General features: G+C 65.7%; 17 protein-coding genes and 1 pseudogene. 10 read left to right on the top strand and 8 right to left on the bottom strand.

Features of this window, described 5'->3' with window-relative positions:
• A partial coding sequence (locus tag VN047_RS21560; protein ID WP_325546338.1) for a helix-turn-helix transcriptional regulator occupies nucleotides 1–202 on the bottom strand: 202 nt, incomplete at its 3' end.
• Between the two features lie 165 nt (nucleotides 203–367).
• Between VN047_RS21560 and VN047_RS21555 the strand changes: the two genes are divergently transcribed.
• Nucleotides 368–1,012 (top strand): GNAT family N-acetyltransferase, encoded by a 645-nt coding sequence (locus VN047_RS21555; RefSeq protein WP_325546336.1) that lies wholly within the window; start codon nucleotides 368–370, stop codon nucleotides 1,010–1,012.
• Nucleotides 1,013–1,225: 213 nt separating this feature from the next.
• On the opposite strand, the gene VN047_RS21550 is transcribed toward VN047_RS21555, so the two are convergent.
• The 4 genes from VN047_RS21550 to VN047_RS21535 form a co-directional block, all read right to left on the bottom strand.
• Nucleotides 1,226–1,501: a hypothetical protein gene (locus VN047_RS21550; RefSeq protein ID WP_325546335.1), complete on the bottom strand. Its 276-nt coding sequence runs from the start codon at nucleotides 1,499–1,501 to the stop codon at nucleotides 1,226–1,228.
• Between the two features lie 118 nt (nucleotides 1,502–1,619).
• On the bottom strand, nucleotides 1,620–1,826 hold the full coding sequence (locus tag VN047_RS21545; protein ID WP_325546333.1) for a hypothetical protein: 207 nt from the start codon (nucleotides 1,824–1,826) through the stop codon (nucleotides 1,620–1,622).
• A 100-nt stretch (nucleotides 1,827–1,926) separates the two neighbouring features.
• On the bottom strand, nucleotides 1,927–2,226 hold the full coding sequence (locus VN047_RS21540; protein ID WP_325546331.1) for a DUF1153 domain-containing protein: 300 nt from the start codon (nucleotides 2,224–2,226) through the stop codon (nucleotides 1,927–1,929).
• A gap of 2 nt (nucleotides 2,227–2,228) precedes the next feature.
• On the bottom strand, nucleotides 2,229–2,609 hold the full coding sequence (locus tag VN047_RS21535; protein ID WP_325546330.1) for a hypothetical protein: 381 nt from the start codon (nucleotides 2,607–2,609) through the stop codon (nucleotides 2,229–2,231).
• A 132-nt stretch (nucleotides 2,610–2,741) separates the two neighbouring features.
• Between VN047_RS21535 and mnmA the strand changes: the two genes are divergently transcribed.
• The 7 genes and pseudogenes from mnmA to VN047_RS21505 all read left to right on the top strand — a co-directional run bounded on the left by mnmA (nucleotide 2,742) and on the right by VN047_RS21505 (nucleotide 6,896).
• A complete protein-coding gene (mnmA, locus tag VN047_RS21530) occupies nucleotides 2,742–3,896 on the top strand; it encodes a tRNA 2-thiouridine(34) synthase MnmA (RefSeq protein WP_325546328.1) in 1,155 nt (384 codons plus the stop codon).
• Nucleotides 3,897–3,959: 63 nt separating this feature from the next.
• The gene (locus tag VN047_RS21525; protein ID WP_325546326.1) at nucleotides 3,960–4,376 is read left to right on the top strand and encodes a hypothetical protein; all 417 of its coding nucleotides are present in this window, start codon (nucleotides 3,960–3,962) and stop codon (nucleotides 4,374–4,376) included.
• Nucleotides 4,377–4,391: 15 nt separating this feature from the next.
• A pseudogene (locus tag VN047_RS22765) lies at nucleotides 4,392–4,876 on the top strand (NUDIX domain-containing protein).
• Between the two features lie 117 nt (nucleotides 4,877–4,993).
• A complete protein-coding gene (locus VN047_RS21520; protein WP_325546324.1) occupies nucleotides 4,994–5,134 on the top strand; it encodes a hypothetical protein in 141 nt (46 codons plus the stop codon).
• 26 nt (nucleotides 5,135–5,160) lie between these two features.
• On the top strand, nucleotides 5,161–5,853 hold the full coding sequence (locus VN047_RS21515; protein WP_325546322.1) for a DsbA family oxidoreductase: 693 nt from the start codon (nucleotides 5,161–5,163) through the stop codon (nucleotides 5,851–5,853).
• A gap of 56 nt (nucleotides 5,854–5,909) precedes the next feature.
• Complete coding sequence (locus VN047_RS21510) at nucleotides 5,910–6,221, top strand: hypothetical protein (protein ID WP_325546320.1); 312 nt, start codon at nucleotides 5,910–5,912, stop codon at nucleotides 6,219–6,221.
• 285 nt (nucleotides 6,222–6,506) lie between these two features.
• On the top strand, nucleotides 6,507–6,896 hold the full coding sequence (locus VN047_RS21505; RefSeq protein WP_325546318.1) for a thermonuclease family protein: 390 nt from the start codon (nucleotides 6,507–6,509) through the stop codon (nucleotides 6,894–6,896).
• A 13-nt stretch (nucleotides 6,897–6,909) separates the two neighbouring features.
• Here the strand turns inward: VN047_RS21505 and VN047_RS21500 are convergent, their stop codons facing one another.
• Both VN047_RS21500 and VN047_RS21495 read right to left on the bottom strand, forming a co-directional pair.
• Nucleotides 6,910–7,536 carry a hypothetical protein gene (locus VN047_RS21500; protein ID WP_325546316.1) on the bottom strand — a complete coding sequence of 209 codons (627 nt, stop codon included), beginning with the start codon at nucleotides 7,534–7,536 and terminating at the stop codon, nucleotides 6,910–6,912.
• Nucleotides 7,537–7,542: 6 nt separating this feature from the next.
• Nucleotides 7,543–8,331, bottom strand: a complete 789-nt coding sequence (locus VN047_RS21495) for a hypothetical protein (protein ID WP_325546315.1) — start codon at nucleotides 8,329–8,331, stop codon at nucleotides 7,543–7,545.
• A 136-nt stretch (nucleotides 8,332–8,467) separates the two neighbouring features.
• On the opposite strand from VN047_RS21495, the gene VN047_RS21490 reads away from it, so the two are divergent.
• Together VN047_RS21490 and VN047_RS21485 are read left to right on the top strand one after the other, a co-directional pair.
• Nucleotides 8,468–8,707 carry a DUF2171 domain-containing protein gene (locus tag VN047_RS21490; protein WP_325546313.1) on the top strand — a complete coding sequence of 80 codons (240 nt, stop codon included), beginning with the start codon at nucleotides 8,468–8,470 and terminating at the stop codon, nucleotides 8,705–8,707.
• A gap of 226 nt (nucleotides 8,708–8,933) precedes the next feature.
• On the top strand, nucleotides 8,934–10,454 hold the full coding sequence (locus VN047_RS21485; protein ID WP_325546340.1) for a sulfatase-like hydrolase/transferase: 1,521 nt from the start codon (nucleotides 8,934–8,936) through the stop codon (nucleotides 10,452–10,454).
• A gap of 138 nt (nucleotides 10,455–10,592) precedes the next feature.
• Here the strand turns inward: VN047_RS21485 and VN047_RS21480 are convergent, their stop codons facing one another.
• Nucleotides 10,593–11,045 carry a hypothetical protein gene (locus tag VN047_RS21480; protein ID WP_325546311.1) on the bottom strand — a complete coding sequence of 151 codons (453 nt, stop codon included), beginning with the start codon at nucleotides 11,043–11,045 and terminating at the stop codon, nucleotides 10,593–10,595.
• Nucleotides 11,046–11,156 lie beyond the last annotated feature (111 nt).

Genomic DNA, 11,156 nt, shown 5'->3' with positions numbered 1-11,156 from the left:
CGGCGAGCGCCTCAAGCCGCGCGAGCCGCGGGCGCGAGCGGCCCTGTTCCCAATAGCAGATCGAGGTGACGGTGACCCCGAGCCGGCCGGCGAGATCGGTCTTGCTCAGCCCCTGGCTCCGGCGCAGCCGCGCGAGGCGGTCGCCGAGCACCTCATAGCGCTTGTCATAGCGCGCGTTGTCGTCCGGGTGAGCGTGGATCACTGACGTGCAACCTTTCGGACTTCGAGGTGCAACATTTACCAAAGTTAAGCATGGTTCGCTTCCGACATTTCACCGATCGGGCGCGGTGAAATTGCTTAGGGTTTGGCGGTGCAGAGATTGCGGAGAAAGTTCGTGTTGCCTATCATCGCGCATCGGGAGACGGCGATGACCGGTGCGGACGGGCAGCGAGCGGCGAAAAAGGGCGCGCGGATCGAGGATATCGCGGTTCACAGCGCGCTGAACGACGGCACCGCGGTATCCTTGCGCACGATCACCCCCGACGACGCGCCGCTGATCCGCGACGGAATCGCCAAATTGTCGGCGGAATCGCGCTATTTGCGCTTTTTCTCGCCCGCGCCGGCGCTGCCCGACGCGGTGGTGCAAAAACTCGCCGACGTCGACGGGCACGACCATATCGCGTGGGGCGCGATCTGCACCGAATGCCCGGGGCGCCCGCCGATCGGCGCGGTGCATGCGGTGCGATACCGGCACGACGGTCCGGTCGGCGAGTTTTCGATCGCGGTGCTCGACGAATTTCAGGGGCGGGGGCTCGCGCGGATGATGACCGCGGCGCTGCTCGTCCATTGCCGTGCCGAGGGGCTCGGCGTGCTCGACGTCCATATGCTGTCGGAAAATGCCGCGGCGCGGCGGCTGGTCAAATCGCTCGGCGCGGCATGGGCGGGCGAGGCGGCCGGGGTCGCCGACTATAAGCTCGACGTCGCGGCGGCGATCGAGGCGCTGCGCGCCGACACCGAGGCGCCGGGGGTGCAGGATGTGCTGCGCGCGCTCGAAGGGGAAAGGGAGGAATAGTCCCTCCCGCCGCCCTGGGTCGCTAGGGACGGCGAGAGGGTGGTCCGTTAGCGGTCGCTGAAAGCGTGTGCCCGTCCCGAACGCGTCATTAACCCTGATGGCGCAACACCGGGGTGACGCGGATCACAGCGCGCCCCGAAAATGCGGCAGGCAAAACAAAGGGCGCCGGAATCGACCGGCGCCCTTCGCCCTGCCCTTTAGGGAAGGCAGCCCTTATTTCTTCTGCGTGTCGCCGACGCCGGTTTCGGACGGGGCGATCTCACCATCGTCGTCCATCGCGTTGGCCTTTTCTTCGCCCTGCTCCTCGACGACGTCCGCCTTGTTTTCCATGGCGTCCTGTGCGGGGCCTTCCGGCATCGCGTCGGCCTGATCGTCGATCGCTTCGGCCTGGGCTTCGGCCTGGTCCTCGACCTTGTCGGCCTGCGGGCTCTGGCAGGCGCCGAGCGCGAGGGCCGAGGTGGCGGCGAGGGTGATGAACATCTTGCGCATATTGAGTGACTCCCAAAGTTGACTCGGGGGCTTAACGCGGGATGAACAATAGGGTTGCAACAAAATCGTCATGACGTTGGAATCGCGCCGATTTTCTTTGATATCCGCGGGCGCGGCGTCAGTCGTTCGACTTGACCTTCACCCACACCTGCACCGTCGCGGTGAATTTTCCCGGCGCGGGCGGCGTGACGTCGATGCGCTCGGCGGTGACGCGTTCGCCGGTTTCGAGATGGAAGCTGGCCCAGGGTTTGGGCATGCGGCCAAAGCTCATCTTCTGGATCGGCTGGCCGGTGGCGGTGTTCATGATCGTAGCGGTGATAGTCATGGCGCGCCGCTAGCGGGTGGCGCCCCCGGCTGTCCAGTCACAGGCAAAAAAAGAGGGCGCCCGAAGCGCCCTCTTCATGCCTGGTCCGGTCCCGCGGCCCTTAGAAGCGCTGTTGGCGCTCGTAGAGGTCGCGGTAGTGCTGAATGCGCGTGACGCGCAATCCGGGCATGCCGCTGCGGTCGATCGACCGTTGCCAGCCGGCAAATTCCTCGAGGGTCAGCCCATAGCGTTCGCACGCTTCGTCAACGGACAGCAGACCGCCGTTGACCGCCGCGACGACTTCTGCCTTGCGGCGAACAACCCAGCGGGTCGTCGTCGGCGGGGGCAGCGAGTCCAGCGTCAGCGGTTCACCCAAGGGGCCGATGACCTGTGCGGGCCGGATTTTCTGATTCTCGATCATATTCATTCCATATCTTCACCGTCGGGGGGGATTTGGTCCGACGCGTTCCGCATTAAATCAGAGGGATTCAACATCGGCTGAAATCCTCTGGTAAACAGGCTGTTCATAGTTTCGGGCAGGGCGTTCACATCGTCCGACAGGTCGAAGAAGCGGACTATCTGCGGTCCCTTTTGTTCTCCGCGCCGCGCCGCGCCGCCGAGATAATGGCGAAGCGCGTTAAGCTTTGCCGCATGCGATTCGCGATGCGCGTGCGTCCGCAGCAGGCGCACGGTCGGCAGCATGGCTTGCCGCGCGCTGGATACGGCCATGATGATATCGAAGCCGGGCTTCGACAATCTGGCCGCGCCGGCGATGCGCGGAAATTCGGACGGGGCGACATTCATGCTGCCGGTGTAGTGCCGAGGAGCTAAGGTCCCGTAAATGCCTGTTTCAGAACCTGTTAGCGAAGCTTAATCCGCGTCAATATCTTGACGCATGCCGCCGAAAAGCTGGTATTTTGCGATGTTCATCCCTAGATGGCAGCGATCATGATCGACACGATTCCTTCCCCCACCGGCCTTGCCGGGGCCGACTTTCAGCTGGCAGCGCCGCTGAAGGACCGGCGAATCGTCGTCGCGATGTCGGGTGGAGTCGACTCGAGCGTGGTGGCGGCGCTTGCCGCGCGGTCGGGCGCCGAGGTGATCGGCGTGACGCTGCAGCTTTACGACCATGGCGCGAAGGCAAAGCGCGTTGGCGCCTGCTGCGCAGGGCAGGATATCCGCGATGCGCGCGCGGTCGCCGACAGGCTGGGTTTCGCGCATCATGTTTACGATCATGAAAGCCGTTTTCGCGACACGGTGATCGATCAGTTCGCCGACGAGTATCTGGCAGGCCGGACCCCGATCCCGTGCGTGCGCTGCAACATGGGAGTGAAATTCACCGATCTGTTCCAGCTCGCCAGGGATCTTGGTGCCGATTGCCTTGCGACGGGGCATTATGTTCGCCGCGTGATGGGCTCCGCGGGCGCCGAACTCCACCGCGCGGTCGATCCGGCGCGCGACCAGAGCTATTTCCTCTTCGCGACGACGCAGGCGCAACTCGACTTCCTGCGCTTTCCGCTGGGCGGACTCGAAAAGAGCGTGGTGCGCGAGATCGCCCGCGATCTCGGCCTCGGCGTCGCGGGCAAGCCCGATAGCCAGGACATCTGCTTTGTCCCCGATGGCGACTATGCGACGTTGGTGAGAAAGCTGCGCCCCGAAGCCGACGACCAAGGCGAAATCGTCCATGTCGATGGCACGGTTCTTGGCGCGCACAAGGGCCTTATTCATTATACGGTCGGACAGCGTCGCGGGATCGAGATCGGCGGACAGGCCGAGCCGCTCTATGTCGTGCGGCTCGATGCCGGAAAGAAGGAGGTCGTCGTGGGACCGCGGCGCGCGCTTGCGGTGTCGGGCGCGCGGCTGGGCGAGGCGAACTGGCTGGGCGCGGTCGAGGGCCGCGACATTCTTGCGAAGGTACGCAGCATGGCGAAGCCGGTGCCCGCGCGTGTCGCGGGCGACAGGCTGCTATTCGCCGAAGCCGAATATGGCGTCGCGCCCGGGCAGGCGGCTGTACTGTACGATGCCGGCGACAATTCGCGCGTGCTCGGCGGCGGCTGGATCGAAGAGACGTTCGCGGCGGGGGATCCTTGACCCGGAATAGATTGCACTTTCTGCCCCGATGCCGCAGCCTGCCGGCAAACAGGGGAGAAAGTGATGGTCAATTGGGTCTTGCGCGGCGCTATCCTGCTGTGGGCGCTGTTCTTCGTCATCGTCGGAGTGCGTGGATTGTTCGATCCCGCCAGCTATACCGAAACCTTCGGCATATTGGTCGAGGGGCCGGCGACCAATACGATCCGCGCCGATCTGTCGGCCTTCTTCCTTGTCGCCGCGGGCAGTGCCGGGATCGGTGCGCTAGTGCCGGGCTGGCTGCGCGCCTTGCTGGTGCCCGCCGCGCTTTATGGTACCGCGCTCGCGGGTCGGTTGTTCGGCGTCGCAAGCGGGGACACCATCAACACGGGCATCATCCAGGCGATGATCATCGAGGCGCTGACCGTGCTGCTGATGGTCGGTAGCTGGTGGGTCCTGTCGCGGCCCGAGGCAGCGTCGCTCGATCAGCCTGATCGCCTGTAAAGACGGATCGGCGAGATGTCGTTCGCAGACAGTCATTTGGGAAAGTTACGATCACTGGTCGGAAGCCGTTGTCTTCTGGTTCCCGGCGCGCGCGTCGTTATTGTCCGCGAGGACGGAGCGATCCTGTTGCAACATCGAAGCGATTTTGCACTGTGGGGTCTTCCGGGCGGCAATGCAGAAGAAGGCGAAGATCTGGCCGAAGTGGCGGTTCGCGAACATATGAGGAGACCGGACTTCGGATCAGAAATCCGACGCCTTTCGGTTTCGGAAGCAATCCGGCCTATGAGACGGTGCGCTTCCCGAATGGAGACATCTGCCAATTCTTCGTCATGATGTTCTATGCCACGGACTATGATGGCGACATCAAGGCCGACGTAACCGAAACATTGGCGTTGCGGTGGTTTCGTCCTGACGATTTGCCGCCCATGCTTGCGAATATGCGAAGAAGTATCGAAGCCTATTCCGTCTTTGAAAAGACACGATCATTTCAGATGATCTGATATCTGAGTGGATCACTTGCAATCGCCGGATTTCCGCCATTGCTTGTCTTTTTAACCTTTATGTGAATTAATGCGCATCGGGTCGCTTCATTTTCCTTTGTGGTGGGAGGGAAGCATATGACATCCGATGAGGACAAAAGGACGCGTCCGGACAGGCGGTCGACCGACCGGCGCGTGGCCGACGACCCCGATTTCAACGGGCTGGACCGGCGCAAGGGAGACCGGCGTTCAGGCAAGGATCGCCGCACGCCCGGATGAGCGCGGCCGCTGACAGGAGACGGAATTTGGCTGAACCGCGCGTGCCGCGCCTGAGTGTCGATATCGTGTCCGACGTGATGTGTCCTTGGTGCATCATCGGCTGGCTGAAATTCCGCAAGGTGATGGTGCATTTCGAGGGACGGCTCGATTTCCGCGTCCAGTGGCATCCGTTCGAACTCAATCCGGACATGCCGGCGGAGGGCGAGGATGCCGCAAGCCATGTGATGCGCAAATACGGGATCAGCGCCGAACAGAGCCGCGCGAACACCGGGCGGCTGGCTGAAATCTCGGGCGAACTGGGCTTCACCTTCAATCGCGGTCCCGACTTCCGGATGCGCAACAGTTTTGACGCGCATCGGCTGTTGACTTGGGCGGGCGCGCTCGAAGAACCCGAACAGGATGGGCCAACGGGGGTGCAGACCGATCTGAAACTCGCGCTGTTCAAGGCGCATTTCACCGACAATCGCGATGTGAGCGATCGGGCGGTGCTCGCCGATATTGCCGCATCGGTGGGGCTCGACACAGGCCGTGCCGCCGCGATCCTTGCGTCGGGCGAGTTTGGCGAGATGGTACGCACCGAGGAAGCCTATTGGGCTGACCAGAATATAACGGGCGTGCCCGCCTTCATCCTTGGCGGGCGGATGCTGGTTCCCGGTGCACAGGACCCCGAGGTGTTCGTTCGCGTGATCGAGAATAAGGTGCTGACCGCCGCCGCCTGAGGAACCCCGCGCCGTCGCGACGCGTTTTCGGGCCATTCCCTTTCAAGGAGCTGGCCATGGCCGATGATCCGCGCAAACCCGAAGCAGACGCCCCCGAAGCGCTGAACCGCGAACAGCAGGACGAGGAGGCGCAGGCGCAAAGTGTCGCCGAAGCGGCGCGACGCGAGACGCGGCTCGCGGACAGCGACAAGGCGCGCAGTGGCGATGCAAACGACGATGTGCAGGATCTGGTCGACCATATGCACCAGATGGAACGTTCGGGCCGGATCGACATGGATGCCTATCGCGGCGAGCGCAGCGACGATGACGAGGACGACGAACTCGGTCCCGGCGGCGTCGAGGATGACGAACCGCGCGGCGCGCCGTAGCGCGAACCGTCAAAATGGCGCCGTAATGGGGATTTTCGTCCCGGTCCATGGCCATAGCGGAGGCGCCTTGTCGGGATTTCACCAAACAAGTGCCGGTAAGTCCGGGCGATGGCCCGTCCTATCCTCCGGTCTGCGCAGAGGCCCCGCCCATTCCGTCGTCGCACGCGACAACGACCGCGCAAACGCGCCGGCTTTGGTCTGTGGTTCGCCCTTGTCGCCGCCGGGGGTTTTGCCGGACCGTTCGGCGCGTTGCAGTTTTCTGGAGATATTCCCGAAGCGGCGGGGATGCCCTTGCTTCGCAACGTGGCGGCGCCATCGCGCGATATGCTGACTGCGGAGTTCGGCTTTTGCCACAGCGGCGGCGGACGCAACTGCGTCGTCGACGGCGACACATTCCGGTTCGAAGGCGATAGATACCGCATCGCCGATATCGACACCCCCGAAACGCATCCGGCGCGCTGCGCCGAAGAGGCGAGCCTTGGCCGCGCGGCGACCGGGCGACTACGCGGCTGGCTCAATGACGGGCCATTCAGCCTCGAGAGCATCGACCGCGACAGCGACCAATATGACCGCAAGCTGCGGATCGTGACGCGCAACGGCGAGAGCGTAGGCGATACGTTGGTCGAAGACGGGTTGGCACGGCGCTGGGACGGGCGGCGGCGGCCCTGGTGCTGACGCTCCACCGAAGCTAGTCGTCGTCGCCCGGCGTTCCCCACAGCGCCTCATGCACCGTTCCGCGCCCCAGCGACGGTTTGAAGATATAGGCGAAGAGATAGGCGGCGAGCACCACGCTGATGACGGCCAGCCCGGCTGCGGGCTGAACGAGAAGGCCGACCAGCGCGCCGCCGGCCGCCGAGAGCGAGAGCAGGGTCAGCCGCTTGTGCGCCTTTACGTCGCGGCTGGGCCGGTCCGGATCGCGGCCGACGATCGACAGCCCGACGCGCGCGATCGGGGGCAGCGCGAAGGCGAGCGCCATCCAGAGCCAGTGATCGCTGTCGTTGCCCGCGTCGAACAAGTGGCCGACGAGCCCCGTCGGGGCGCTACCGAATACGCCGATGGCGGCCATGATCGCGGCCATTGCCAGCGTTTCGAGCAGATCGACGGCGGCTTCGGGCGCGCCATAGCGTGGCTTGCCGTCGGCGCCGGGGAACGCCGCGATCGCGCCTTCGCCATATTGCGCGCCGAAATAGAGGAGCATCAACAGCGCCGCCCAGACGTGGAGCGCGTCGGGAAAGGGCGCGGTGAGCGATCCGTAAAGGAAGCTGCCGAGAAAGCCGGGGTAGATCAGGCTGTAGACATAGGTCGGCAGCCGCATCGATGATCAGGCTTCGGGGCGGGAGGTGCCGGGTTCGGCCGCGCCGCCGCTTGCATTTGCGGCGGCTTCGGCCGATCCCATAACCTCCTCGGCCATCGCTTCCACGGTCTCGGCCGCGGTTTCGGCGTCGGTATCGTCGGGCGGCGAGGGGAGTTCGCCGCGAAGCGGCGCGTTCGGCCCGGCGAGTTGGCGGTCGATGTCGGCGGCGATCAGTTGCGCGACAGGATCGTCACCCAGCGCGGCGAGCTCGTCGCGCCGCGCGGTGAGCGCGGCCGTGCGCTCCTCGTCGGGAAGCTTTGCGACATCGAGATAGAAACGCACAGCCTGCAGCCAGGGCGCGTCGTCGGTCAGCACATCCTCGGCCCAGCGGCTGAACGGGCCGCCTGCCGGCTGCCACGCGCCATCCTGCCGGTCGAGAAAGAAGAGTATGCGCGAGCCGCGCGGGAAGACGTAGCGGACGCAGGCGCCGGCAAAGCTCTGTGGATGCGCTTCCTCGAGCTCGTAAGGATTGCTGAGCAGGATGTCGTCGCTCGTTGCGATCATCGCAGGCAGCGCGACCGGTGCGGTTGGCATCGCACCCTTCAAGGCCGCGACCGGTTCGACCGCGATCATCTGGCGGTCGGTGCTGTCGGGCTCGAAATCGCCGGCGGTGACGGTGCCGAGCAGGACAAGGTCGGCGCGTTCGACGAGCTCCATATTGGTCGGCACGCGATATCCGGGTGCGACCGAGCAGGCGATGGCGGGAAGCGGCGAGGCAAGAGCCAGCAGGCTTGCGAGGGCGAGAAGATTGCGCATGCGGCGAAGGTAGCGCGGGCGCGCGATGATGGGAAGCGGGCGCGGCTTTGGGGCGGTTTGTCCAAAGCTGTGGAGCCGACTCGAAACCTGCGCGTATGGTGAGAAGGCTCCCCCTCCGGAGCGAAGGAGAATGACGATGGCTGAGCATGACCATAGCGCGATCAAGGAACAGATGAACGTCATCGGGGCCGACGGCGTCCATATCGGCACCGTCGACCATCTCGACGGCGAGCGCATCAAACTGACCAAGGCCGACAGCGGCGACGGCAAGCATCATTACCTGCCCGCAGGCCTCGTCGCCGCGGTCGAAGGCGACACCGTGCGCCTGTCGGCGAACGCCGCGAACGCGGTCGACCTGTTCGAAGAGGCCGAATAGGCTTTCGGGATAACAGAGGGCTGGCGTCGCAATAGGGCGCGCCGGCACCGGAACTGGCCCGCACCCGGCGCCCCGGGGCGGGCCATTTTCATATGCGGTGACAGACGCTCGCTGCATTCGCTGTTTTTCAAGGCCTTGGCCGCTAGATAGTCGCGTCATGCGATTCGACCGAGGGAAAGAGGAGCCACGCACGCGCCGCGCCGGGCTTTGGCGGCTGGTCGCTGTGATGCCGGTTTTCGGCATCGGCTATGGCATCGCGAACCGGTTCCAGCTGGTCCACGCGGTCGCCTATCGCCTGGCGGCGGGCGACACGCGCAGCGCGGTCGTCGCCGCGCTGTTCCTGGCGTTTCAGGGGGCGGTGCTGATGGCCGCGCTGTTCCTGTTTCCGCGGCGATGGGCGGCGGCTTTGCTGGCGCTCGCGGGCGCGTCGATCCTCGTGAACATCGGTTATAGCCAGATCATCCTCGAACTCATCGACGCGGGCTCGCTCGCGTGGATGCTCGCCGAGGTGCGACAGGCAGGCAATGCGGCGGGCGAGTTCGGCGGCGATTTCCTGTGGGTTGCGGTTCAGGTCGCTGCGGTTCTCGTGCTGTTCGTGTTCGCGCGAAGGTTGGCGCGGCGCGCGGTGCCGATGCCTTGGAACGGGAAAATCGCGGCGGTGCTGCTCGTCCTGCTCGTGCTGCCGAGCCCGATCTATCGGCATGCCGAGGTCTGGCCCGAAGGCGCCGAGCGCAGCCTCTATGGTCTTGGCTGGGACCTTGCCAGCGCGCCGCCGCCGCCCGCGCGCGCGGCGGTCGAGTTGAAGCGCGATGCGGGCGCCGCAACGCCGCAGCATATTGTGTGGCTGATCGACGAGAGCGTTGCCGAGGCGCCGTTCCGCCGACTGATCGCGCCGACGCTGGCGCAGGTTCCGCACGAGGATTTCGGTGTCGCGGCGGCGATGGGGCATTGCAGCGCACCGGCGCAGGTCGCGCTGCGTTCGGGCGTCGATGTGCGGCGGGTATCGCCGACGACCGACCTGCGCGCGACGCCGTCGATCTGGGGCTATGCGAAGGCGGCGGGTTACTCGACGATGCTGATCGACGGGCAGACGTCGGGCGCGCCGCAGAATCTGATGCTGCCGCCCGAGCGTGCGCTGATCGACGACTTCCGGCCGATGGTCGGCGGGATCGATACCGACCTTGCGATCGCCGACGCGCTCAACGCGCGGATGAAAGGCCCGGGTCGCAGCTTTACCTATGCGGTGCTGCGCGGGGTGCATTTCCAGTATCGCGACCATTACCCCGAGGGCGCAATCCCCGCGAACAGCCCGGTGGCGCTGCAATATGACACCGCGCTCCTATGGTCGAAGCGCGACTTCTTCGCGCGGCTGCTGAAGGGCGTCGACCGCAAGGCGGTGGCGATCGTCTATACCTCCGACCATGGCCAGAATCTTGCCCCCGGCGCGCTGCCGCATTGCAGCCGCGAGGCGGTCGCCGACGAGTTCCGCGTCCCGCTGCTCGCCTTGCTGCCGCAGCGACTTGCGGCGCGCTACGCCGCGGCGCCGGCGGTGGGGCATTCGGCAAGCCAGATATTCCCCGCGACGCTGATCTGGATGGGCTATGACCCGGTGGCGGTTGCGGCGCGGTACGACCGCGACCTCGACCGGCCGACCGCGCGCTTCGTCCGGTTCGGCCGCACGGTGATCCCGACGGGGGGCGAGGCAGCGATCGACGTCACCGCGGGCGCCACCTTCCCCGGTAGCTGATCACATCCCTGACGGCGAAAGGGAGCCGGCATCCCGGCTCCCTCCCCGATCGCGGACGCGATGCGGTCTGGTATGGCTCGTTCCGTTCGCCCCGGCCCGGGGGGTTGGGGGCCGGGCCGGGGCAGGGGAGAGCCGGCGCTATTCGACCGCGGCGGTCGTGCGCGCCTGGATTTCGGCGCGCGACAATTTGGTCACGAGCCCGTGGCTGGCGCCCACCGCGCCACGATAGATTTCGGCGAGCGGCACATTGTAGAGCTTGCCGCCGCGGATCACGACCGCGGTGTCGCCCTCGATGCTCTGTACCGTGCCGACGCTGTTGCCGCTGGTGTCGGATATTTCGGCGCCCGCCCGCACCTGTTCGCGCGTCGCGAGGGTCAGGTTCGCGGTATCGACCGCCTTGTCGACCGTGCCGTCGACGCGGTCGATGGCGGTGCCGACGGGGTTGGCGACGCCGCCCGCTGCCGCGCTGCCGCCCAATCCGACCTGTCCGACAAGGTTGACGTTCGTCACGCCATCGGTCGAAATCTGGGCGAATGCGGGGGCGGCAAGGAGGGCGGGGGCCAGTGTCAGAAGGGCAAGGGTGCTGCGCATGTCTGTCTCCATCGTTCGGCACCGGCGGCCGCCCGAGGGGGGGGAAGGCGGCGCCGGTGCCTCCGCTCGAGCAACCTTCCGGCCCGCCCGCTTGTTGCGCGCGTTGCGCCG

It is taken from the genome of Sphingopyxis sp. (assembly GCF_035565275.1).
Taxonomy (GTDB): domain Bacteria; phylum Pseudomonadota; class Alphaproteobacteria; order Sphingomonadales; family Sphingomonadaceae; genus Sphingopyxis.
The sequence above is the reverse complement of the archived record's forward strand: the minus strand, read 5'-3'. Positions and strand labels throughout refer to the sequence as shown.

What these genes read in the sequence shown, in the direction of transcription:
- VN047_RS21555 (WP_325546336.1), top strand. Translation starts at nt 368, where the DNA reads ATGACCGGTGCGGACGGGCAGCGAGCGGCGAAAAAGGGCGCGCGGATC.
- mnmA (WP_325546328.1), top strand. Translation starts at nt 2,742, where the DNA reads ATGGCAGCGATCATGATCGACACGATTCCTTCCCCCACCGGCCTTGCC.
- VN047_RS21500 (WP_325546316.1), bottom strand. Translation starts at nt 7,536, where the DNA reads ATGCGGCTGCCGACCTATGTCTACAGCCTGATCTACCCCGGCTTTCTC.
- VN047_RS21540 (WP_325546331.1), bottom strand. Translation starts at nt 2,226, where the DNA reads ATGATCGAGAATCAGAAAATCCGGCCCGCACAGGTCATCGGCCCCTTG.
- VN047_RS21545 (WP_325546333.1), bottom strand. Translation starts at nt 1,826, where the DNA reads ATGACTATCACCGCTACGATCATGAACACCGCCACCGGCCAGCCGATC.
- VN047_RS21490 (WP_325546313.1), top strand. Translation starts at nt 8,468, where the DNA reads ATGGCTGAGCATGACCATAGCGCGATCAAGGAACAGATGAACGTCATC.
- VN047_RS21550 (WP_325546335.1), bottom strand. Translation starts at nt 1,501, where the DNA reads ATGCGCAAGATGTTCATCACCCTCGCCGCCACCTCGGCCCTCGCGCTC.
- VN047_RS21495 (WP_325546315.1), bottom strand. Translation starts at nt 8,331, where the DNA reads ATGCGCAATCTTCTCGCCCTCGCAAGCCTGCTGGCTCTTGCCTCGCCG.
- VN047_RS21525 (WP_325546326.1), top strand. Translation starts at nt 3,960, where the DNA reads ATGGTCAATTGGGTCTTGCGCGGCGCTATCCTGCTGTGGGCGCTGTTC.
- VN047_RS21520 (WP_325546324.1), top strand. Translation starts at nt 4,994, where the DNA reads ATGACATCCGATGAGGACAAAAGGACGCGTCCGGACAGGCGGTCGACC.
- VN047_RS21485 (WP_325546340.1), top strand. Translation starts at nt 8,934, where the DNA reads ATGCCGGTTTTCGGCATCGGCTATGGCATCGCGAACCGGTTCCAGCTG.
- VN047_RS21535 (WP_325546330.1), bottom strand. Translation starts at nt 2,609, where the DNA reads ATGAATGTCGCCCCGTCCGAATTTCCGCGCATCGCCGGCGCGGCCAGA.
- VN047_RS21505 (WP_325546318.1), top strand. Translation starts at nt 6,507, where the DNA reads ATGCCCTTGCTTCGCAACGTGGCGGCGCCATCGCGCGATATGCTGACT.
- VN047_RS21480 (WP_325546311.1), bottom strand. Translation starts at nt 11,045, where the DNA reads ATGCGCAGCACCCTTGCCCTTCTGACACTGGCCCCCGCCCTCCTTGCC.
- VN047_RS21510 (WP_325546320.1), top strand. Translation starts at nt 5,910, where the DNA reads ATGGCCGATGATCCGCGCAAACCCGAAGCAGACGCCCCCGAAGCGCTG.